The organism is Streptomyces sp. NBC_00659 (assembly GCF_036226925.1).
Classification (GTDB): Bacteria; Actinomycetota; Actinomycetes; order Streptomycetales; family Streptomycetaceae; genus Streptomyces.
On sequence record NZ_CP109031.1, the window covers coordinates 7,292,732 to 7,314,426 of the forward strand.

General features: G+C 71.9%; 16 protein-coding genes and 1 pseudogene. 12 read left to right on the forward strand and 5 right to left on the reverse strand.

What is annotated here, in order from left to right; genetic code table 11:
- Positions 1-70: 70 nt before the first annotated feature.
- Entirely contained in the window at positions 71-1,747 is a 1,677-nt protein-coding gene (locus OG410_RS31815; RefSeq protein ID WP_329302245.1) for a PucR family transcriptional regulator, read from the reverse strand.
- A 461-nt stretch (positions 1,748-2,208) separates the two neighbouring features.
- Here OG410_RS31815 and OG410_RS31820 point away from each other — a divergent pair, with 461 nt between their 5' ends.
- From OG410_RS31820 to OG410_RS31840, 5 genes are all read left to right on the forward strand, one after another.
- Positions 2,209-3,099 carry an FAD binding domain-containing protein gene (locus OG410_RS31820; RefSeq protein ID WP_329302246.1) on the forward strand — a complete coding sequence of 297 codons (891 nt, stop codon included), beginning with the start codon at positions 2,209-2,211 and terminating at the stop codon, positions 3,097-3,099.
- The gene (locus OG410_RS31825) at positions 3,099-3,701 is read left to right on the forward strand and encodes a (2Fe-2S)-binding protein (protein WP_329302247.1); all 603 of its coding nucleotides are present in this window, start codon (positions 3,099-3,101) and stop codon (positions 3,699-3,701) included. Before OG410_RS31820 ends, OG410_RS31825 begins: the two co-directional genes overlap by 1 nt.
- A 2-nt stretch (positions 3,702-3,703) precedes the next feature.
- Positions 3,704-6,091, forward strand: a complete 2,388-nt coding sequence (locus OG410_RS31830) for a xanthine dehydrogenase family protein molybdopterin-binding subunit (protein ID WP_329302248.1) — start codon at positions 3,704-3,706, stop codon at positions 6,089-6,091.
- A 300-nt stretch (positions 6,092-6,391) separates the two neighbouring features.
- Complete coding sequence (locus OG410_RS31835; RefSeq protein WP_329302249.1) at positions 6,392-7,849, forward strand: NCS2 family permease; 1,458 nt, start codon at positions 6,392-6,394, stop codon at positions 7,847-7,849.
- A gap of 43 nt (positions 7,850-7,892) precedes the next feature.
- The gene (locus tag OG410_RS31840; protein ID WP_329302250.1) at positions 7,893-9,047 is read left to right on the forward strand and encodes an XdhC family protein; all 1,155 of its coding nucleotides are present in this window, start codon (positions 7,893-7,895) and stop codon (positions 9,045-9,047) included.
- Between the two features lie 194 nt (positions 9,048-9,241).
- Here OG410_RS31840 and OG410_RS31845 read toward each other — a convergent pair whose 3' ends face one another.
- Positions 9,242-11,950: an AfsR/SARP family transcriptional regulator gene (locus OG410_RS31845; protein ID WP_329302251.1), complete on the reverse strand. Its 2,709-nt coding sequence runs from the start codon at positions 11,948-11,950 to the stop codon at positions 9,242-9,244.
- A 455-nt stretch (positions 11,951-12,405) separates the two neighbouring features.
- Here OG410_RS31845 and OG410_RS31850 point away from each other — a divergent pair, with 455 nt between their 5' ends.
- From OG410_RS31850 to OG410_RS31860, 3 genes are all read left to right on the forward strand, one after another.
- Complete coding sequence (locus OG410_RS31850; RefSeq protein WP_329302252.1) at positions 12,406-13,311, forward strand: aegerolysin family protein; 906 nt, start codon at positions 12,406-12,408, stop codon at positions 13,309-13,311.
- An 87-nt stretch (positions 13,312-13,398) separates the two neighbouring features.
- Positions 13,399-13,923 (forward strand): hypothetical protein, encoded by a 525-nt coding sequence (locus OG410_RS31855; RefSeq protein WP_329302253.1) that lies wholly within the window; start codon positions 13,399-13,401, stop codon positions 13,921-13,923.
- A gap of 284 nt (positions 13,924-14,207) precedes the next feature.
- A complete protein-coding gene (locus OG410_RS31860) occupies positions 14,208-15,383 on the forward strand; it encodes a glycoside hydrolase family 6 protein (protein WP_329302254.1) in 1,176 nt (391 codons plus the stop codon).
- Position 15,384: 1 nt separating this feature from the next.
- Here the strand turns inward: OG410_RS31860 and OG410_RS31865 are convergent, their stop codons facing one another.
- The 3 genes and pseudogenes from OG410_RS31865 to OG410_RS31875 form a co-directional block, all read right to left on the reverse strand.
- Positions 15,385-15,825, reverse strand: coding sequence for an SRPBCC family protein (locus OG410_RS31865; RefSeq protein WP_329302255.1), 441 nt, complete (start codon positions 15,823-15,825; stop codon positions 15,385-15,387).
- 141 nt (positions 15,826-15,966) lie between these two features.
- Positions 15,967-17,352: a diacylglycerol/lipid kinase family protein gene (locus OG410_RS31870; RefSeq protein ID WP_329302256.1), complete on the reverse strand. Its 1,386-nt coding sequence runs from the start codon at positions 17,350-17,352 to the stop codon at positions 15,967-15,969.
- 250 nt (positions 17,353-17,602) lie between these two features.
- Positions 17,603-18,058 (reverse strand): annotated as a pseudogene (locus tag OG410_RS31875) (winged helix-turn-helix transcriptional regulator); the annotation flags it as partial.
- A 120-nt stretch (positions 18,059-18,178) separates the two neighbouring features.
- Here OG410_RS31875 and OG410_RS31880 point away from each other — a divergent pair.
- The 4 genes from OG410_RS31880 to OG410_RS31895 all read left to right on the forward strand — a co-directional run bounded on the left by OG410_RS31880 (position 18,179) and on the right by OG410_RS31895 (position 21,511).
- Positions 18,179-18,664 (forward strand): PaaI family thioesterase, encoded by a 486-nt coding sequence (locus OG410_RS31880; RefSeq protein WP_329302257.1) that lies wholly within the window; start codon positions 18,179-18,181, stop codon positions 18,662-18,664.
- A 90-nt stretch (positions 18,665-18,754) separates the two neighbouring features.
- Complete coding sequence (locus OG410_RS31885; protein WP_328672195.1) at positions 18,755-19,399, forward strand: DUF1345 domain-containing protein; 645 nt, start codon at positions 18,755-18,757, stop codon at positions 19,397-19,399.
- A gap of 145 nt (positions 19,400-19,544) precedes the next feature.
- Complete coding sequence (locus tag OG410_RS31890) at positions 19,545-20,579, forward strand: Dyp-type peroxidase (RefSeq protein ID WP_329302258.1); 1,035 nt, start codon at positions 19,545-19,547, stop codon at positions 20,577-20,579.
- On the forward strand, positions 20,576-21,511 hold the full coding sequence (locus tag OG410_RS31895; protein ID WP_329302259.1) for a family 1 encapsulin nanocompartment shell protein: 936 nt from the start codon (positions 20,576-20,578) through the stop codon (positions 21,509-21,511). The genes OG410_RS31890 and OG410_RS31895 overlap by 4 nt, the downstream gene beginning before the upstream one ends.
- Positions 21,512-21,695 lie beyond the last annotated feature (184 nt).

Below are 21,695 nucleotides of genomic sequence, written 5' to 3' on the forward strand. Positions count from 1 at the left end.
GGCCAAGAGGGTAGGTGAAGGATTTCACAAAGTCATCGATCCCGTGCCGGGCCGCCCGGGGCTCCTGGGGTCAGCTCATCCGCAGTGCCAGGAAGAAGTCCAACTTGTCTTCCAGGCGTGACAGATCACGACTCGTCAACTGCTCGATACGGCCGACGCGGTAGCGCAGCGTGTTGACGTGGAGGTGCAGACGGGCCGCGCAGCGCGTCCAGGAGCCGTCGCAGTCGAGGAACGCCTCCAGGGTCGGGATCAGCTCCGCGCGGTGCCGGCCGTCGTACTCGCGCAGCGGGTCCAGCAGACGGGCGGTGAAGGCGCGGCGCACGTCGTCCGGGACGAACGGCAGCAGCAGGACGTGCGAGGCCAGCTCCTGGTGCCCGGCGGCGCAGACCCGTCCGGGGCGGGCCGCGGCGACCCGGCGGGCGTGCCGTGCCTCCTCCAGGGCGCCGCGCAGCCCCTCGGCCGAGTGGACGGCCGCGCTGACGCCGATGGTGAGTCGGCCGTCGTCGTTCAGACCGGCCGACAACGGCTCCCGTACGGCCGTCAGCAGCGTGTCGGCGTGCAGACCGGGCTCGGATCCCTCCTCCTCCTCGGAGGAGACCGCCGGAAGGGGGACGAGCGCGACCGCCTCCGCACCCGTATGGGCGACGGCGATCCGGTCGGAGAGCTCCGGCCCCGGCGACAGCGGGTCGACGAGGATCTCCTCCAGCAGTGCCTGGGCGACCGGGCCGCCCTCGACCTCGCCGCCGTCCCACTCGACGCGCGCCACCACGACCTGCCAGTGCGGGGCCGCGCCGAGGCCCGGCAGCAGCACCGGCGCCGCGACCCGCAGCCGGGCCGCGATCTCGGCGGGCGCGGCCCCCGTCTGGACGAGTTCCAGGACTTCCTGCGCGAGCCGTCGGCGCACCGTGCGCGCCGCGTCCCGCCGGTCCCGCTCCACCGCGATGAGCTGGGTGACGCCCTGGAGCAGGTCGAGCCGCTCCTCGGGCCAGTCCCCGGCGTCCGCCTCGACGGCGAGCAGCCAGTCGGAGAGCACCGTCTCGCGGACGTCCCGGAGGGCGCCCGGGGCGCGCCCGGCGGAGCGGACCGGGAAGAGCGAGTACATCGCCGGGCCCACCGTCACCCGGTGCGGTCCCCGGCGCCCGCTGCGGACCGCCGTGAGATGCGCCGCGGCCAGTTCGGCGCGGGTGCCCGCGGGCAGCGCGCCGCCCGCGAGCTTCGAGCCCGCGATGGGCCGTCCGGCGGGCGAGAGGACCCAGGCGCGCAGGTCGAGGTCGGTGCCGAGGAGGTCGAGGACCACGTCGGGGCCGCCGCCCGCCGGGCCCGAGGTCATCATCCGCCGGTGCCGCTCGACCACGGCGGCCAGGTCCCCGGCGCGCTCGCCCGAGACCTGGCGCACGACGTGCTCGGTGATCGTGGCGAAGGCGACCGACTCGTTCACGGCGAACAGCGGCAGCCGGTGCCGGGCGCAGGCCACGACCAGGTCGTCGGGGATGTCGCCGAGCTCCGCCTCGCCCGCGGCCAGGGCCGCGACCCCGGCGCTCGCGAGAATGCGGACGAACGGCTCGGAGTCCTCGGCGTCGTGCCGCCAGGCGAGGCCGGTGAGGACCAGTTCGCCGCCCGACAGATAGCGGCTCGGGTCCTTGAGGTCGGTGGTCATCACACCGCGTACGGTGCGGTCCAGCTCGTCCTCGCCGCCGAGCAGCCGCAGGCCCAGCGCGTCCGTGTCCAGCAGTGCGCGCAGCCGCATTCCGGTCGCCGCCGTTCTTTGTCTCGAAATCTACGATGGATCGAGGGAGGGCCCGTAGGCCTCCCGGGCTCCGCGGAGCTGTCCGTGGGTTCCGGGAAACCTGCGGTACCGCCCCTGGGCCTTCGGTTCCGGAGGGCCGTGTCCCGTTTCGGTGGGGCGTGTCCCTGTTTCCGGAGGACCGGGCCGTCCGTTTCCGGAGGACCGACCGATTGTTTCCAGAGGACCGGCCGACTGTTTCCGGAGGAAAACGAAGAGGTTGCCGATGGCCTCGGTTCATACGAATCTACAAGATGCGCGCGCTGGCCAGCGAACTCCTTCATGGTTTCGGTGACTGACCCCGGTGCCGGACACCGCTGTGTACTGACCCCACTCCGCTGTTGAGACCTCATGACCGAGCCGAGGACGCCGCACCCGATCTGGCTTGATCACCACACCCACGACACGAATGAAGAGAGCCACTCATGGACTTCCTTCGCCCCGCCAGTTGGGAGGAGGCGCTCGCCGCCAAGGCCGAGCACCCGACCGCTGTGCCGATTGCGGGTGGCACGGATGTGATGGTCGAGATCAACTTCGATCACCGCAGGCCCGAGTACCTCCTCGACCTGAACCGCATCGGTGAGCTGAGCGAGTGGGAGGCCGGTGAGAGCAGCGTGCGCCTGGGTGCCTCCGTTCCGTACACCCGGATCATGGAGAACCTGCGCTGTGAGCTTCCCGGGCTGGCTCTCGCCTCCCACACGGTGGCCTCCCCGCAGATCCGCAACCGCGGCGGCGTCGGCGGCAACCTCGGCACCGCCTCCCCGGCCGGCGACGCCCACCCCGCCCTCCTCGCGGCGGGTGCCGAGGTCGAGGCCCAGTCGGTGCGCGGGTCGCGGCTGATCCCGATCGACGACTTCTACACCGGCGTGAAGCGCAACGCGCTCGCGCCCGACGAGCTGATCCGCGCCGTCCACATCAAGAAGGCGGACGGACCGCAGCAGTTCTCCAAGGTCGGCACCCGCAACGCCATGGTGATCGCGGTGTGCGCCTTCGGTCTGGCCCTGCACCCCGAGACCCGTACGGTCCGCACCGGCATCGGCTCGGCCGCGCCGACCCCGGTCCGCGCGAAGACCGCCGAGGAGTTCCTGAACGCGGCGCTCGACGAGGGCGGCTTCTGGGACAACGGCAAGATCATCACCCCTTCGGTGGCCAAGCAGTTCGCCGTGCTGTGCTCCGCCGCCTGCAACCCGATCGACGACGTCCGCGGCACGGCGAGCTACCGCCGCCACGCGGTCGGTGTCATGGCCCGTCGCACGCTGACCTGGACCTGGGAGTCCTACCGCGGCGCTGCCGCCCGCACGGAGGGAGTCGCGTAATGCGTGTCAACTTCACGGTCAACGGCCGCAGGCAGGAGGCCGACGACGTCTGGGAGGGCGAGAGCCTCCTGTACGTCCTGCGCGAGCGTCTCGGCCTGCCCGGTTCCAAGAACGCCTGCGAGCAGGGCGAGTGCGGCTCCTGCACGGTCCGTCTGGACGGTGTGCCGGTGTGCTCCTGTCTGGTCGCCGCCGGCCAGGTGGAGGGCCGCGAGGTCGTCACCGTCGAGGGCCTGGCCGACTTCGCCAAGCAGCGCGCGGAGCACGCCGGTTGCGCGACGGGTGCCTGCAGCACGGCTGAAGCGACGGGTATTTCGCTCGACGAGGCCCAGAGCTGGGCCGCCAGGGGGCACGACTCGCAGACCGGCGAGGGCGACGAACTCTCGCCCGTCCAGCAGGCGTTCATCGACGCCGGAGCCGTCCAGTGCGGCTTCTGCACCCCGGGTCTGCTCATCGCGGCGGACGAGATGCTGGAGCGCACCCCGAACCCGACCGACGCGGACATCCGCGAGGCGCTCTCGGGCAACCTGTGCCGCTGCACCGGCTACGAGAAGATCATGGACGCGGTCCGCCTCGCGGCCGCCCGGCAGTCCGAGGCGGTCTGATCATGGGAACGACCGGAACACCCACGAACATCACGCAGGGCTCCCGGACCAAGGGCGGCATCGGCGAGTCCACGCTCCGCCCGGACGGCACCCTCAAGGTCACCGGCGAGTTCGCGTACTCCTCCGACATGTGGCACGAGGACATGCTGTGGGGCCAGATCCTGCGCTCCACGGTCGCCCACGCCGAGATCGTGTCCATCGACACCTCCGAGGCCCTCGCACAGGCCGGCGTGTACGCCGTCATGACGTACGACGACCTGCCCACGGACGTGAAGAACTACGGCCTGGAGATCCAGGACACCCCGGTCCTCGCGCACGGCAAGGTACGCCACCACGGCGAGCCGGTCGCCATCGTGGCCGCCGACCACCCGGAGACCGCCCGCCGCGCCGCCGCCAAGATCAAGGTGGAGTACCGCGAGCTGCCGGTGATCACGGACGAGGCGTCCGCGACCGCGCCCGGCGCGGTCCTCGTCCACGAGGGCCGCGACGACCACCACATCGGCCACGTCCCGCACCCGAACATCCTGCACCGCCAGCCGATCGTCCGCGGCGACGTCGAAGAGGCCGCGAGGAAGGCCGACTTCGTCGTCCGGGGCGAGTACACCTTCGGCATGCAGGACCAGGCCTTCCTCGGCCCCGAGTCCGGCCTTGCCGTGCCCTGTGAGGACGGCGGCGTCGAGCTCTACATCGCCACCCAGTGGCTGCACTCCGACCTGCGCCAGATCGCCCCGGTGCTCGGCCTGCCCGAGGACAAGGTCCGGATGACCCTCTCCGGGGTCGGCGGCGCGTTCGGCGGCCGCGAGGACCTGTCGATGCAGATCCACGCCTGCCTGCTGGCCCTGCGCACCGGTAAGCCCGTCAAGATCGTCTACAACCGCTTCGAGTCCTTCTTCGGACACGTCCACCGCCACCCCGCCAAGCTCACCTACGAGCACGGGGCGACCAAGGACGGCAAGCTCACGCACATCAGGGCACGGATCGTGCTCGACGGCGGCGCGTACGCGTCGGCCTCCCCGGCGGTCGTCGGCAACGCCGCCTCGCTCGGCGTCGGCCCGTACGTGGTCGACGACGTCGACATCGAGGCCATCGCGCTCTACACCAACAACCCGCCCTGCGGAGCCATGCGCGGCTTCGGCGCGGTCCAGGCGTGCTTCGCGTACGAGGCCCAGATGGACAAGCTCGCCGACGAGGTGGGCATGGACCGGGTCGCGTTCCGTCAGCTCAACGCGATGGAACAGGGCTCGCTGCTGCCGACCGGGCAGCGCGTCGACTCACCGGCCCCGGTCGCCGAACTCCTGCGCCGCGTCAAGGCGATGCCCCTGCCGCCGGAGCGGCAGTGGCTCTCCGCGGGCGAGGAGGCCGACGTACGGCAACTGCCCGGCGGTCTGTCCAACACCACGCACGGCGAGAGCGTCGTCCGCGGGATCGGGTACGCCGTCGGCATCAAGAACGTCGGCTTCTCCGAGGGCTTCGACGACTACTCGACCGCCCGGGTCCGCATGGAGGTCGTCGGCGGCGTGCCGGTCGCCACCGTGCACACCGCGATGGCGGAGGTCGGCCAGGGCGGCGTCACCGTCCACGCGCAGATCGCCCGCACCGAACTGGGCGTCGCCCAGGTGACCATCCAGCCGGCCGACACCCGGGTGGGCAGCGCCGGTTCGACGTCCGCCTCGCGCCAGACGTACGTCACCGGCGGCGCCGTCAGGAACTCCTGCGAGCTGGTCCGCGAGAAGGTCCTGGAGATCGGCCGCCGCAAGTTCGGCACGTACCACCCCGCGTGGGCCACGGCCGAACTCCTGCTGGAGGGAGGCAAGGTCGTCACCGACGGCGGTGAGGTCCTCGCCGATCTCGCCGACGTGCTCGAGTCGGAGGCCGTCGAGGTCGAGGCCGAGTGGCGGCACCGGCCGACCGAGGCCTTCGACCTGCGTACCGGGCAGGGCAACGGCCATGTCCAGTACTCGTTCGCCGCGCACCGCGCCGTCGTCGAGGTGGACACCGAACTCGGGCTGGTCAAGGTCATCGAACTGGCCTGCGCCCAGGACGTCGGCAAGGCGCTCAACCCGCTGTCCGTCATCGGCCAGATCCAGGGTGGTACCACCCAGGGCCTGGGCATCGCGGTCATGGAGGAGATCATCGTCGACCCGAAGACCGCGAAGGTGCGCAACCCCTCCTTCACGGACTACCTGATCCCCACCATCCTCGACACGCCGACCATCCCCGTCGACGTGCTCGAACTCGCCGACGACCACGCCCCGTACGGGCTCCGTGGCGTCGGCGAGGCCCCGACCCTGTCGTCCACCCCGGCCGTCCTCGCAGCGATCCGGAACGCGACGGGTCTGGAGCTCGACCGGACGCCGGTACGCCCCGAACACCTCACGGGAACCGCGTAGGCGCCGGACACATCTCTCCGGGCGGCGACGGGAACGTCACACTTCTCCGCGCCGCCCGGAGCACCCGGTCACCGCACCGCTCGCGGACCGGGAGCCGCAGGGAAGCAGCAAGCAACAACCGCGTACAGCAACAGAGTTCCTCTCGTTTCTCACGTTCTTCTCGTTTCTCACGTTCGTCTCGGGCCGTCCCCCGGGTCGTGCGGCCGAAGCACCTTCCCAAATCCCGCAGCCGCCAAGGCGGCTGACCAGCCGTCAGGACGGCTGTCCGGGTGCCCCTTTGAACCTTGGGAGCAGGCCCACATGACCCAGCAGTCACTGAAGCCGAAGACCACCGCGCAGGACGCGGGCGCGGGCAGCCGCGTTCCGGCGGGACGGTCTTGGCTCGACCGGTACTTCCACATCTCCCGGCGGGAGAGCTCGATCGCGCGCGAGGTGCGCGGCGGCGTCACCACCTTCATGGCGATGGCGTACATCCTGCTGCTCAACCCCCTCATCCTGTCCGGCAAGGACGTGGCGGGGGACGTGCTCGGGCAGAAGGCCCTGATCACCGCGACCGCGTTCGCGGCGGCCTTCACCACCCTTCTCATGGGCTTCGCCGGCAAGGTGCCGCTCGCCCTCGCCGCCGGGCTCTCGGTGTCCGGGGTGCTCTCCTCGCAGGTCGTCCCGCAGATGACCTGGCCGCAGGCCATGGGCATGTGCGTGCTGTACGGCGCGGTCATCATGCTCCTGGTCGTCACCGGGCTGCGCGAGATGATCATGAACGCGATCCCGCTGGCACTCAAACACGCCATCACCATGGGGATCGGCCTGTTCATCGCGCTGATCGGCCTGGTCAAGGCCGGCTTCGTGCACCAGGGCAAGGCGACCCCGCTCACCCTCGGCTCCACCGGCGAACTCGCGGGCTGGCCGGTGCTGCTCTTCGCCGCGACCCTGCTCCTGATCTTCGCCCTCCAGGCGCGCGGTGTCCCCGGCGCGATCCTCATCGGCATCGTCTCCGGCACGGTCGTCTCCGTCGTCCTCGACGCCACCGGTGTCATCGACCCCGGCCAGTGGGCCGGCGGCGCCCCCGAACTGCACGGCAGCGCCGTCTCGATGCCGGACTTCTCGCTTTTCGGCAAGGTCGAGTTCGGCGGCTGGAGCCACGTCGGCGCCATGACGGTCGGCTTGATCGTCTTCACTCTGGTGCTCGCCGGGTTCTTCGACGCGATGGCCACGATCATCGGCGTCGGCACCGAGGCCGGACTGGCCGACGACCGGGGCCGGATGCCCGGTCTGTCGAAGGCGCTGTTCATCGACGGCGCCGGCGGAGCGGTCGGCGGAGTGGCCGGAGCCTCCGGCCAGACGGTCTTCGTCGAGTCCGCGACCGGCGTCGGCGAAGGAGCCCGTACCGGCCTCTCCTCCGTCGTCACCGGCCTCTTCTTCGCGGCCTGCCTGTTCTTCACCCCGCTCACGGCGATCGTCCCGGGCGAGATCGCGGCGGCGGCCCTGGTGGTCATCGGCGCCATGATGATGACGAACGCGCGCCACGTCGACTGGGCCGACCGCGCCACCGCCGTCCCGGTCTTCCTCACGGTCGTGATCATGCCGTTCACCTATTCGATCACCGCGGGCGTGGCGGCCGGTGTGATCAGTCACGTCGCCGTCAAGACCGCCCAGGGCCGGGCCCGGGACATCGGGGCCTTCATGTGGGGTCTGACGGCGGTCTTCTTCGTCTACTTCGCGCTCCACCCCATCGAGGGCTGGCTGGGCGTCCGCTGACGCCGAGCCCCTTCCACGCAACCGCTGCCAAGGAGACCGAGACATGCTGGACATCGCCGAAGAACTGCACCGGTGGGTCGAGCAGGGCCGCGACTTCGCCGTCGCCACCGTGGTGGCGGTCGGCGGCAGCGCGCCCCGCCGGCCCGGCGCCGCTCTCGCCGTCGACTCCGACGGCACGGCGATCGGCTCGGTCTCGGGCGGTTGCGTGGAAGGGGCGGTCTACGACCTGTGCGCACAGGCGCTGGAGGACGGCGAGACCGTCCTGGAACGCTTCGGCTACAGCGACGACGACGCCTTCGCGGTCGGCCTGACCTGCGGCGGTGTCATCGACATCCTGGTCACCCCGGTCCGCTCGCACGACACCGCCCGACGGGCGGTGCTCACGACGGCCCTGGCCCGAGCGGCGCGCGGCGAGGCGGCGGCGCTAGCCCGCGTCGTGAGCGGGCCCGCCGAGCTGATGGGCCGCGCCCTCGTCGTGTGTCCCGACGGCTCCCACGAGGGCGGTTTCGGGGCCCATCCCGGGCTCGACCGTACGGTGGCGGGCGAGGCGGCGGCCCTGCTGGACGCCGGCCGCACCGCCACCGTGGAGATCGGAGAGCAGGGCTCTCGTTGCGGAGCGCCGCTCACGGTCCTGGTGGAGTCCTCGGTCCCGCCCCCGCGCATGATCGTCTTCGGCGCCATCGACTTCGCCTCGGCACTGGTCCGCGTGGGCAAGTTCCTCGGCTACCGGGTGACGGTGTGCGACGCCCGCCCGGTCTTCGCGACGGCGGCCCGCTTCCCCGAGGCGGACGAGATCGTCGTGGAGTGGCCCCACCGCTATCTGGAGCGTGCGGAGGTCGACTCCCGCACCGTCCTGTGCGTCCTCACCCACGACGCCAAGTTCGACGTCCCGCTGCTCCGGCTCGCGCTGCGGCTCCCGGTGGCGTACGTCGGAGCCATGGGCTCGCGCCGCACTCACCTGGACCGCAACGAGAGGCTGCGCGAGGTCGGCGTCACCGAGATCGAGCTGGCCCGCCTCAGGTCGCCGATCGGCCTGGACCTGGGGGCGCGGACCCCCGAGGAGACGGCGCTGTCGATCGCGGCGGAGATCGTGGCCGACCGGCGCGGGGGGAGCGGGGTCTCCCTCACCGGGGCGCACACCCCGATCCACCACGACACGTCCTCGGTTCCGGCGCGTCGGATCGGGTCGGTGGCGTGAGAGCCCGCGACTGACATCCCTCAGCTCTCCGGCCCGTTGTGCCCGCCCTGACAGGGCGGGCACAACGGGCCGGAGTCGCCCGGGGGGAATGGCTTGTCCGCTTCTCGCGCGGTCACCGCCGACGCGTTGCGCCTTCTGGGCGGATCCCTGCGGGAAAGCGGAGCCGCGGTGGACATCCCCGCGGATCTGCAGACTCAGCCCGTCAGGGAGCGGACATGGACCGAGGCTGCGCCGCTGGGCGCGAGGCCGCTCGTGCGGGCGTGGCCGCGTGCGCCGCCTGTCCCCCCGCTGAGGGCCGCGGCTTGGCGGAGGCAGTGTCGGGCCTCGCTGCCACGGCCGAGGGCCTGCAGGGCGTTTCCGCAGGTGGTGAGCAGCAGGGCCCGGCGCTCGTCGGACTGCTGGTGCGGGGCGAGGGTCAGGGCGTGCCGGCACCGGCTCAGGGCTTCGTGCGGGCGGCCGACGGTCAGAAGGTGGGTCGCCAGGTGATACAGGGCCAGCGTTTCGGTGTGGGGGTGGGCCAGGGAGTGGGCCATCCTGGCTGCCTCCTCGCGCCGGATACCGGCGTCGGTCAGTTCCCCGGTGCGCTCCAGGGCGGCCGCCCAGTTGATCAGGGCGATCACCTGCCCGCGCCGGTCTCCGGCTCGGAGGGCCAGGTCGGGTGCGCGGCTGAGATACGTCAGCGCTGCGGTGTGCCGGCCGTTCTCGGTGAGGACCCAGCCCAGCAGAGCGCACAGCCGCGACTCGGCGTCGGTGTCGCCCAGCGCGACAGCGGCGGCGAGGCCGTGTTCGAGCGTCGGCTCCCAGCCGTCGTGGACCTGCCGCACGATCAGCGGCCAGAGCTGGACGGCGAGGCGCCAGGCCAGTTCCGGATGCCCGGCCTGGGCTGCCGCGGCCACCGCGGCGGTGAGGTTTGGGCGCTCGGTGACGTACCACGCCATCGCCGCGGCACGGTCGGCGAAGGCCGGCGGCGGGCCGGGCGGGGACGCCTGCGGGGGCAGGGAGCAGCAGGGCTGGCTGCCCGGTTCGGCCGCCGCAGCGGCGGCTCGGGCGGCGGCCAGGTAGTGCACCAGGAGGCGTTCGAGTCCCGTCGCGTCGGCCTGCGCCGGCAGGGAGCGTGCGTAGAGCCGGACGAGGTCGTGCATCAGATAGCGGCCATCAGCCCGTTCCTCGACGAGGTGGGCCGCGGCGAGTTCCTCCAGGGCGGCGCGCGCGGCGGCGGGCGGCACGCCGCTGAGCGCCGCCGCGGCACCGCCGTCGAGTTCGGAGCCGACGTGCAGGGCCAGTTGGCGAAAGAGCAGCGCCCCGGCCGCAGGCAGCTGCTGGGCGCTCAGGCGCAGGGTCGCTGCGACGCCGAGGTCCTCGGTGGCAAGCAGGGACAGGCGCTGGTGTTCGTCGGCCAGGTCGTCGGCCATCGCGCGCAGGGTGAGCCGGGGTCGTGCCACGAGCCGGGCGGCGGCCAGCCGCAGCGCCAGGGGCAGGCCGTCGCACAGGGCGGACAGCTCCTCGGCGGCAGCAGGTTCGGCGGCCACGCGCAGCTCGCCGATGACGCCGCGCAGGATGCGTACGCCGTCCGTGGGCACCAGGTGCTGAAGCGGCAGCAGCCGGGCGCAGTCGGTGGCCACCAGCCCCTCGAGCCGGTTGCGGCTGGTGACCAGCACCGTGCACCGGGGCGTGCCGGGCAGGAGCGGACGGACCTGCGCCGAGTCGCGGGCGTTGTCGAGCAGGATCAGCGCGCGGCGGTCGGCGAGCAGGGAGCGGTAGAGGGTTTCGGCGGCGCGGCCATGACGTGGCAGGCGTTCCTCCTCGACGCCGAGGGCCGACAGGAAGTCGTGCAGGACGCCAGCATGCGGCCTGCCGGTGCCGTCCTGTTCCAGGGTGTGCAGGTCGGCGTAGAGGATGCCGTCGGGGAAGTCGTCGGCGTGCGCGTGCGCCCAGTGCAGCGCCAGCGAGGTCTTGCCGACGCCGGCCGGGCCGGTCACCACGCTCAGGGTGGCGGTGCCGGCCGATGCGACGGCGGTCAGGCGGGCGAGGTCGGCGGTGCGGCCGGTGAAGCCGGCCGGGGCGCGCGGCAGGAGGCAGGGGACCGGTGGGGAGGGATGCGGGGCGGCGGCCGGGTCCGCTGCTCTCTGCGGCCCGGGCGCGGCCGGTGGGGGTGTCCCGGTGGCGGGTGGGTGGGGTGGCCGGGAGTGCAGAACGTCGAGATACGCCTTTGACAGCGCGGGGCCCGGGTCGACGCCCAGTTCCTGGGCGAGGAGTTGCTGCGTGCGGCGGAAGAGGGCGAGGGCGTCACCTTGGCGGTCGGCAGCATGCAGGGAACGGACCGTGGCCGCGATCAGGGATTCGCGCAGCGGATGGTTCTCGGCTGCCGGCCGCAGCAGGGCGAGGGCGTCCGCCCCGTTGCCGCACGCGTGCAGGGCGTTGGCGTACCGCTCCAGCGCGACGAGGCGTTCCTCCATCAGTTGGTCGGCGGCCGCCGATAGCGAAGGGGTGTCACCGATCCCGCCGAGCGCCTGGCCCCGCCACAGGCCCAGGGCTTCGACCAGGAGCGCGGCCCGCCGCTCGGCAGAGACGGCCGCGGCACGGCACGCCAGGTCGTGAAAGCGCCGTACGTCCACCGAGCCCGGTGCGGCGCGCAGGGCGTAGCCCCCGCTCCCGGTGACGAGTTCGGCCGCGGGCGTCGTACGCATCAGTCCGCGCAGTGCGGAGATGTGACCGTAGACGATGGTGCGGGCGTGGGTGGGTGGCCGGGTGTCCCACAGCGCGTCGATGATCCGCTCGGCGCTGACGGGCGTGCCGTCGGCGAGCAGGAGCAGCGCCAGCACGGCTCGGCGCTTGGGAGGGCCGAGTGGCACCTCTTTGTCACCCGTGAAAGCCGAAACCGGCCCGAGAAGCCGGAATTCCATCAGCATTGTTCCTTTGGCCATGTCGTCCGGGCGGACATTCACGAGAAGCCAGACAAGCATGCTCACCCTCGAAATGGGGTGCACGGATCGAGAATTGGACAATCGGCGCTTCAAGTCCGTCCAGAACTTGTCGTGTTGCGCGAGTTCCAGTGATCTCTGCCACGGGACCCGAGTGTGCGGGGCAACACGAAAAGCGCGAAAGGTGTTCAGCGAGAGGCTGCGGGGTCGGAATGGGTCGTACCGAATTCAATTGCCGGGTGCGACGCAATCCGTCGTCCGCCATCCGCCGGGCAGTGCCATGGACAGGAGGTCCGCATCTCGGGCAGGGCGGTGGCCAAGACCTTACGACGACCTAACGGCCGGATGCTTTTGGCGCTCCTGTTCGGCGTTACACCACCGTTAGGCCCCCTCGGCAAGCTCTTTCCCGGAAGCCAGAACACGGATCAGGAGGCGCAATGTCACACAGCGCAGGAATTCGCAGGGGCCCGGGCGCGGTGCGCAGGACGGTGACGGCGAGCGGCGCCATTGCCGCAACCGCCATGGCCGCCGTGGCCGTGTTCGCCTCGGCCGGCAGTTCTGCCGCCGCGGCAGGGCACGACACGGCGCACGCGTCCACGGTGTCGGTGCAGTCGGCCCGCGGTACCCGGGTGCACGTCGTCAACGGCACCACCACGACCCTGTATCGCAACTACTCGTCGCTGTCGCACGGGGTCTGGGACGACGGGACGCCGCCCGAGGCCATCGACGGCGGGAGCCAGGTCGTCTGGGGCTCCCATTCCTCCGGGGTGATGACGGGGACGGAAGGCTACGCCCGCTACTCCCTCGGCAACGCGGGTGAGGTCTCCCTCCACTGGGACAACCCCTACGTGGGCAGCAACAGTTACAGCTGTACGGCGCCCGCCGGCTACAGCTGTGCGCGCTCCGGTGGCAGCGGCGACAACGCGGAGGTGTGGTTCACCATCAGCGGCAGCGGCCGCACCGCCGCCGCGGACCGTGGCCGACGGTCGGCGTCCGCGGCACGCAGCACGCACGTCACGCTGCAAAACCGTACGCCCAACGAGATGCTGCGCACCTCGTCGAGCCTGGTGCACGGTACCTGGAGCGAGAACCTGCTCCCTCCGGACCACGTGTACCCGATGTCCAACGCGATCTGGCAGTCGGAGTCGAACGGCTTCATGACGGGGACGGAAGGAACGGCCGTCTACAACATGCTCAACGTCGGCACCGTCAGCGTCTCCTGGAACAACCCCTACGCGGGCAGCAACGGATACTCCTGCTCGCCTCCCTCCGGATACACCTGCCGACAGGACGGCGGCGGTGGTGACAACGCCGCCGTCACCTTCACCGTGCTGAAGCGCTGACGGCGCCCTCCTCCTTTCCCGGCCGTCTCCATCCACTGCATTTCCCCTCCTTCACAGCTTCTCCTGTCGTGCAGGAGAGAAGGGACGATGATGTCTCGTTACACCGCAGCACTGTCATGCGCTGCCGCCCTGGCCGTCCTCACGGCCGGCTCGGCCGCGGCGCTCCCCGCCGACACCGCGCCAGCCGGCCCCGCGCACGCGGCCGTCGCCGCGCAGGCGAACACCTACGTGCTGGCCCCGCAGGACAAACCCGATCTGTGGCTCGGGGACCTCGACTACCACGGCTTGGTCGTCTGCAAGGCCAGCCGGCTCTGGTACGGAGAAGGGCGCGACAACGCCGTCTGGCAGATAACCAACAACAACGACGGCTCCGTATCGCTGGTGAACATGGACTCCCAGGGGAACCGGGAGCGTTTGCTCAGCACGCGCGAGGAAGTGCTCATCTCGGAGGGTACCGGCGACGCCTTCAACTGGTTCAGGGTCGCTGGCCCGTCCGGGACCTTCGGGCTGAAGAACAAGGCGACGGGCCGTTACCTGGCGTTCACCGCCGCCGGTGGGGTTCTGGGGGCCGTCAACGCCTACTGGTGGTACATGGTCAACACCCTGCCGTAGCCTGCGAGTTCGGCCTGCGCCGGTGTCCCCCGGATCGTGCCGGGGACGCGAAAGTGCCTTCCTGGGCGGGGTGGCGAGGCTGGACTCGGGCCTTGTGCCACCACGGTGGGAAGGCACTTGCTGCGTGTGCTCGAAGGTTCGAGGGCCAGGGCGAGGCCCGCCGCGGAGTGCGGCGGGCCTTTCTTCTGCGCCTTGTATTGACGCACGCGCGCCTCTCGGCGAACCTCCTGTGGGAGCGCTCCCGCAAGTCCCTCGTGACCGTTGCGACCCCGGAGTGAACCCGTATGAGACGACGCACCCCCACCTGGCTCGCCGCTCTGTCCGTAGGACTGGCAGCCCTGTTCGCCGTACCACCGGCGCAGGCCGCCGAGGCCGCCGGCCGCGCACCGTCGCTGTACGTCCCCGACGCCAACCCGGCGGCGTACCAGCAGGCCCTCGGCCTCGCCCGGGCCGGCAGGCTGCGCGACGCGGCGGGCATCGTGGCGATGGTGAACACCCCGCAGGCCGTGTGGTTCGGTGACCAGACGCCGGCCGAGGTGGAGAAGGAGGTCCGCGCGGTGGTGCGCGACGCGGGCCGTGACGGCGCGGTTCCCGCGCTGGCGCTGTACGACATTCCCGGCCGGGACTGCTCCAACTACTCGGCGGGCGGCGCCGCGGACACCGCCGAGTACCAGGCGTGGATCGACGCGGTGGCCCGCGGGATCGGCCGCGGCGACGCGATCGTCACCCTCGAACCCGACGCCCTCGCCCTGCTGCCCTCCGACTGCGGCCAGGACGACGCGCAGGGCACGAGGACGACCGCGCGCTACGCGGAGGTCAACTACGCGGTCGACGCCCTGGAGCCACTGCGCGGGACGAAGGTCTATCTCGACACCGGGCACCCGGGCTGGCACTCCGTCAACTCCATCGTGCCGCGCCTGATCGAGGGCGGGGTGGCACGCGCCTCCGGCTTCTACACCAACGCCTCGAACTACCACACCGACGACGCCGACTCCTGGTACGGCAAGCTCATTTCGTCCTGCCTGGCCTACGCCGACAGCGGTGGTGACGTGGCCCAGTGCCCCAACCAGTGGTGGCCGCGCGCCGACGCGCAGGCCTGGCTCGACGCGCAGGTGTCGACCCCGCCGTCCCGGATGAAGCACTTCGTCACGGACTCCAGCCGCAACGGCCGCGGCCCCTGGACCCCGCCGGCGGGCAAGTACACGGACGCGCAGGACTGGTGCAACCCGCCGGACCGCGGCCTCGGCGCCCGCCCCACGCTGCGCACCGGCGATCCGCTCCAGGACGCCCGGCTGTGGATCAAGACACCCGGTGAGTCGGACGGCCTCTGCCTGCGCGGAACCGCGGGGCCCGAGGACCCCGAGCGCGGCACGGTCGATCCGAAGGCGGGCGACTGGTTCCCGCAACAGGCTCTGGAACTGGCTCAGTTGGCCGAACCGCCGCTTCTGCCGGGAGACTGAACTACTCCCGCCCCAGGAGCCCGTCCATCGCCCGCCCGAACATCCACCTCGCCGACCATTCCAGCGGGCGGTCGGCGAGGGCGGGCAGGGCGCGCACGCTCAGGTCCTCCCGCCAGACCACCCGTGAACCGCCGCCGTCCGCCGGGTGCACCTCGAACTCGGCCCAGCCCGTGACGAACGTGCCGCGCTTGACCAGCCGGCACGTTCCCGGGACCCCGTCGCCCGGCGGGTTCCACGCGACGACCTCCATCGGGTCGTCGAACCCGAGCCGCCCGAGCCCCGACCGTGCCACGAAGACCGTGCCCTCCCGCGTCGGCGCCGGGGTGCGCACGGTGACCCGGGTCAGCGGGACGACGTCCGCGTGCCGGGGCCAGTCGGTCAGCCGCCGCCAGCTCTCGGCGACGGAGTGCCGGGACACGCGTTCCAGGACGAAGAGGACCACGCCATGATCGTAGGCGCCGGAAGGCCGCGGACCGGAGACGAACCCACCGCGGGACATGCCGCGGACGATCCGCGGGACACGCTGCCGACGGTCCGGGGACAATCTCACGCGGTGCTCACGCGGGGGGTGCTCACGCGGTGCTCACGCGGTGCCGGACCGGTCCTCCGGTCGTCGTTCCCGCCCCGGTCCGTGGCCGGGGCGGTGCACACCGGCCGTGCGGCTCACGAGCAGGGCCATGGCCATCAGCCGGCGCCAGTCCAGGGCGGGCTGGACCGTGGGCACGCCCGGACGCTTCTTCGGGACGCGTACGCGCAGCACGCCCGGTTCGACGCGGCAGCGCACCGGGGTGGACAGGACCATGGCCTCGCCGTCGATACCGGCTTCCAGCTCTTCGCTGTCGGCGGTCACGACCACCTCGCGGGCCGTGAGGACGGACAGGCCCTGCGGGGCGGGGGAGAGCAGCAGGGCGGCGGCCCCGACCGCGCTGTCCACCTTGACGCCGAGAACGCCGAGCTGCCCCGTGTCCAGCCGCTCGCGCCGCCCGAGACCCGCCGGATCGTCGGTGCGGTAGGGGTTGTTGCTCACCAGCACCGCCTGCGGTGCCACGAGGGTCGTGCCGGCGGCGTGGGCGGTCAGCTCGGGTCCGCGCTGGCGGGTGAGCAGATCCGGAAGGAGTTCCAGGATCGTGCCGATCTTGTCGTCCCGGTAGGCGGGATCCTGGACGACCGCCGCGTACGCGCCGAACGAGGCGTTGTTGACGAACGGGTGCGTCCCGGCGAAGCCGAGGTCCACCCGCAGTTCGACCCCGTTCGTCAGCGCGTCCAGGCAGGTGGCGGGGTCGTCGCGGTCGAGGCCGAGGTCCATGGCGAAGTGGTTGCGGGTGCCGGCCGAGACGACGAGGAACGGCAGCCCGTGTTCGGCGGCGACGGCCGCGACGAGCGCCTGCGTCCCGTCGCCGCCCGCGACGCCCAGGAGATCCGCTCCGTCGGCGACCGCCTGCCGGGCCAGTTCGGTGACGTCCTGGTGCTGCTCCGGGTCGAGGAGCACGACACGGGCGCCGAGCCGCTCGGCCTTCTCCACGAGTCCGAACCGCTCCACCTTGCCGCCGCCGGAGCGGGGGTTCATCAGGACGAACGGCTTCCGCGGCGGCGGCGTGCGGTGCTCCTTCATGGGCCGGACCCGGCCGCGGGCGCTGCGCAGCGCGTAACGGCCGCTCCACACGGCGGTGATCCACAGCACGGGGGACAGCAGCAGGGTCCACAGCAGGGTGAGCGCGAGGACCACGAGGGCGGCGAGCGGGAGGACGATGGCGAGCAGCCCGGCGATCCAGCGCAGCGGGCCCCGCCGGGTCAGCATCCACCACAGTGCCGCCGCCGCGACGGCCATGGCGGCGGCAGCGGCGAGCAGGAGCAGGAAGCCGCGTACGCCCCCGAAGGCGAGCGGAAGCGCCACGGCGAGCGCCGCCGCCGCCAGCGAGGCTCTCGCCGCCCACCGTTCCCTGGCCGGCGGCCCCGTCTCCGTGCTCATCGTTCCTCCACCGGTCGCTCCGTCCGGCACCGCGGTCGCCGCCCGGGAGGGCACCGCCGCGCCGTTCACGCGAACCGCATGCCCCTGCGGCGGACGTCCATGTCCGACCCGCCGGGACAACCCTCACAGGGTCACGCTGTCACGAGCCGGGCTCCGGGGCCACGAGGCGGCCTGTGTCCCGGTCCGTTTCCTGGCCCGCGCCCCCTCCCGTTCCCCGCCCGGGGGCCTGGAGGGCGGCGGGATCCGCCCGCCGCGCCGACGGGCCGGGGCGGGTACGCGCCTTGGGCGGGATCAGCTCGCCGTGCCCGGCTCCGCACACGACCGCCGCGCGCACCTGCTCGCCGCACTCCGCGTGCACGACCTCCAGGGGCGGTCCCTCGGGGTCCGCCGTGTAGCGGTCGCCCCACTGCTTGAGGGCGATCATGGCGGGCCACAGCTCCCAGCCCTTGCGGGTGAGCCGGTACTCGTACCGGGTGCGGCTGCCGGGCTCGCTGTACGGCACGGTGTCCAGGATCCCGGCCGCGACCAGCTTCCGCAGCCGGTCCGCCAGCACGCTCTCGGAGAGCCCGACATGGCGCCGGAAGTCGTCGAAGCGCCGTACGCCGTTCATCGCGTCCCGCAGGACCAGCATCGACCACTTCTCGCCGATCAGGTCGAGGGTCCGCTGGACCGTGCAGTTCTCGGTACTGGTGTCGAGCCACGTCATGCGCCCCATCGTAGGCTGACTGTGAGATTGACAGCCAGGTGTGGTGCTGGCTAGCTTCTGTCGTACCGGCTGGCTTCGAAAAGCAGAGTCAGAGGGCCGAGGCGGGAGAGTGGGAGAACCATGGGCAGGTCTCGTACGTACGACTGGGAGGACCCGGCCGTCTCCGCGGCGGCCGTCGCCCGGTACAGCGGCCTCGAATTCCTCCGCGAGATGCAGGCCGGACGGCTCCCCGCGCCACCGATCTCCGCGACCGTGGGCATGACCCTCGACGAGGTCGAGCACGGCCGGGTGGTCTTCTCCCTGGTCGCGGGGGAGGAGCACTACAACCCCATCGGAAGCGTCCACGGAGGCATCTACGCCACCCTGCTGGACTCCGCCGCGGGCTGTGCGGTGCAGTCCGTGCTGCCCCGGGGCACCGGATACACCTCGCTCGACCTGAACGTGAAGTTCCTGCGGCCGGTCACCGTGGACACCGGCCGGATCCGCGCGGTCGGCACCGTCCTCAACAGCGGCCGCCGTACGGCCCTCGCCCAGGCGGAGCTCTTCGACGCGGGCGACCGGCTGCTCGCCCACACCACCAGCAGCTGTCTGCTGTTCCCCGTCTGACCCGCCGCCGCTCCCCGTCCTGACGCCGACCGCAGCCCGCCGCGGGTTCCACCGGGCTGGCCGGCGCCACCGGGGATACCGTTGCCGCGTATGAGGACCAGCCTGCCGGGACTGCCCCTGGACGCCGTGCCGCGCCTGATCGTCGCGGTGATCCTCGGTGCCGTCGTCGGCGTGGCCGTCGGGCTCTCGAACGACGTCTTCCTGGGCTCGCTCGTCGGGATCGCGGCGACGGAACTGTCCTTCGTCCTGGCGGGCTGGGCGGTGCTGTGGCCGATGACGGCCACGGCCACCCGCGACATCGCGCGCCGCGAGGACTTCCGCCCCCTGGCCGACGAACTCGTGGTGGTCGCGGTCGCCCTGTGCGGGCTGTGCGCCATCGTGCTGCTGCTCCTGCGCGGCAGCCGGTCCGACCAGGGCCACGCGGGGGCCGTGACCGCCCTGTGCGGAGTGTTCCTGGCCTGGGCCGCGCTGCACCTGATGTACGCCACCCGCTACGCCTACGTGTACTACGAGGCGAACGGCGGCATCGACTTCAACACGGACGACCCACCGGCGTACCGCGACTTCTTCTACTTCAGCTACAACCTCGGGATGACCTACCAGGTGTCCGACACCAGCGTCTCCAGTCCGCGGATCCGCTCGATCGTGCTGAGGCACTGCCTCCTGTCGTACGTGTTCGGCACCAGCATTCTCGCCACGGCCATCAATGTCGTCGTCGGACTCGTGAGCGGCTGACACCACCGCGGTCGCGATCCGTTCTGGTGCGGTTTGTCCCGCGACGAAGCAGGATGGGGGGAAGTACCGACCGGTCCGTGCGCGACGGGACGCCTCCGCGTCCCGTCGCGACGGACACCTCCGCGTCCCCCGAGGAGGCCGACTCTTGGCCGAGCCACAGGCTGTGATCTCCCGACCGGCCAGGGCCACTGTCTTCCTCGTGGCCACCGTCACGCCGGGGCGCGAGGACACGGTCCGCGGTCTGCTGGAGGACGTCTCCGGACTGCGCCGCTCCGTCTCCTTCCGGGCACCGGACGGCGAACTCGGCTGTGTCGTCGGCGTCGGATCGGCGGCCTGGGACCGGCTGTTCAGCGGGCCCCGTCCCCAAGAGCTGCACCCGTTCGTGGAGTTGACGGGCAGACGCCACCGGGCCCCGGCCACGCGGGGAGACCTCCTGTTCCACCTACGGGCCCGCCGCGAGGACCTCTGCTTCGAACTGGCCCGGCTGATCATGGAACGGCTGGACGGCGCCGTCACGGTGGTCGACGAGGTCCATGGATTCAAGTACTTCGACGACCGCGACCTGCTCGGCTTCGTCGACGGCAGCGAGAACCCCGAAGGACCGACGGCCGCCGACGCCGTGCTCATCGGCGACGAGGACCCCGATTTCGCCGGCGGCAGTTACGTGATCGTCCAGAAGTACCTGCACGACCTGCGGACATGGAACGCGCTGCCGTCGGACGAGCAGGAGAGGGTCATCGGGCGCACGAAGCTCGCCAACACCGAACTCCCCGACGACGTCAAACCGGCCGACTCCCATGTCGCGCTCAACACCATCACCGGCGAGGACGGCCGCGAACGCAAGATCGTGCGGGAGAACATGCCGTTCGGCACCCTGGGCGAGGGCGAGTTCGGCACCTTCTTCATCGGCTACGCCCGCACCCCCGAGGTGACCGAGCAGATGCTGCGCAACATGTTCCTCGGAGACGGCCGGGCCTCGCACGACCGCATCCTCGACTTCTCGACCGCGATCACCGGATGCCTCTTCCACGTGCCGCCCGCCGGCTTTCTCGACGACCTCCCCGCCGCCCCCGGCGAGCGGGAGGAGGACGAGCCCGCGGCGGACCCGGCCGCCGCCGACGAGCGCACGGTGGCGGCCGGGTCGCTGGGGATCGGCAGCCTCAAAGGAGTCCGAACATGACGACCCCACCCGACGCCACCGCCACCGCTACGGACACGGCCACCGCCACCGCCGCCGGGACCGGCAACCTGCACCGGGAACTCGCGCCCATCACGCCCGCCGCGTGGAACGAGATCGAGGACGAGGCGCGCCGCACGTTCCGGCGCAATCTCGCCGGCCGCCGTGTCGTGGACGTCACGGGCCCCGAGGGCCCCGCGCTCGCCGCCGTGGGAACCGGCCACCTGTCCCGCATCGACGGACCGTCACCCGGTGTCGCGGCCCGGCTGCGCCGGGTTCAGCCCCTGGTCGAGCTGACGGTGCCGTTCCGGGTGAGCCGTGACGCCGTCGACGACGTGGACCGGGGCGCCAAGGACTCCGACTGGCAGCCGGTCAAGGACGCGGCCCGCACCATGGCCTTCGCCGAGGACCAGACCGTGTTCAACGGCTACACGGCGGCCGGCGTCGACGGTCTTCGCGCCCGTACCTCCAACCCCGTGCTCCGCCTTCCCGCGGAGCCCCGCGACTTCCCCGACGCCGTCAGCCACGCGCTGAGCACCCTGCGGCTGGCCGGTGTGCAGGGCCCGTACGCGCTGCTGCTGGGCGCCGAGGCGTACACGGCGGTCAGCGAGACCTCCGACCACGGCTACCCCGTCGCCGCCCACCTCGGCCGGCTGCTCGACGGCCGGCTGATCTGGGCCCCCGCCGTGGAGGGGGCCTTCCTGCTCACGACCCGGGGCGGCGACTACGAACTGCGCCTCGGCGACGATCTCGCCATCGGCTACACCTCCCACGACGCCATCGGCATCGACCTTTACTTCCGGCAGACCCTGACGTTCCTCGTCCACACGGACGAGGCCGTCGTGGCACTCGACCCGTGGACCGACACGAACACCGACCTGGGCATGGACACGAACACGGACTCGGGCAGAGACGCGGGCAGGGGCGGGGGCTGATCCCGCCGGGGGCACGGGCGTTCCCCGGGCGGGGCGGGCGTCCGCGCGGGTCCCCGCGGGCCGGACCGCATCCGTTTCCTGGCGTTCGTCAACACCCCCTTCCCCTCGGCGAGTTCCCCCTTCTCCGGGGAAAAGCCGCAGGCCAGGTCGTTCGCGGCACTGACGCCCGCTCCGGTTGCGGAGC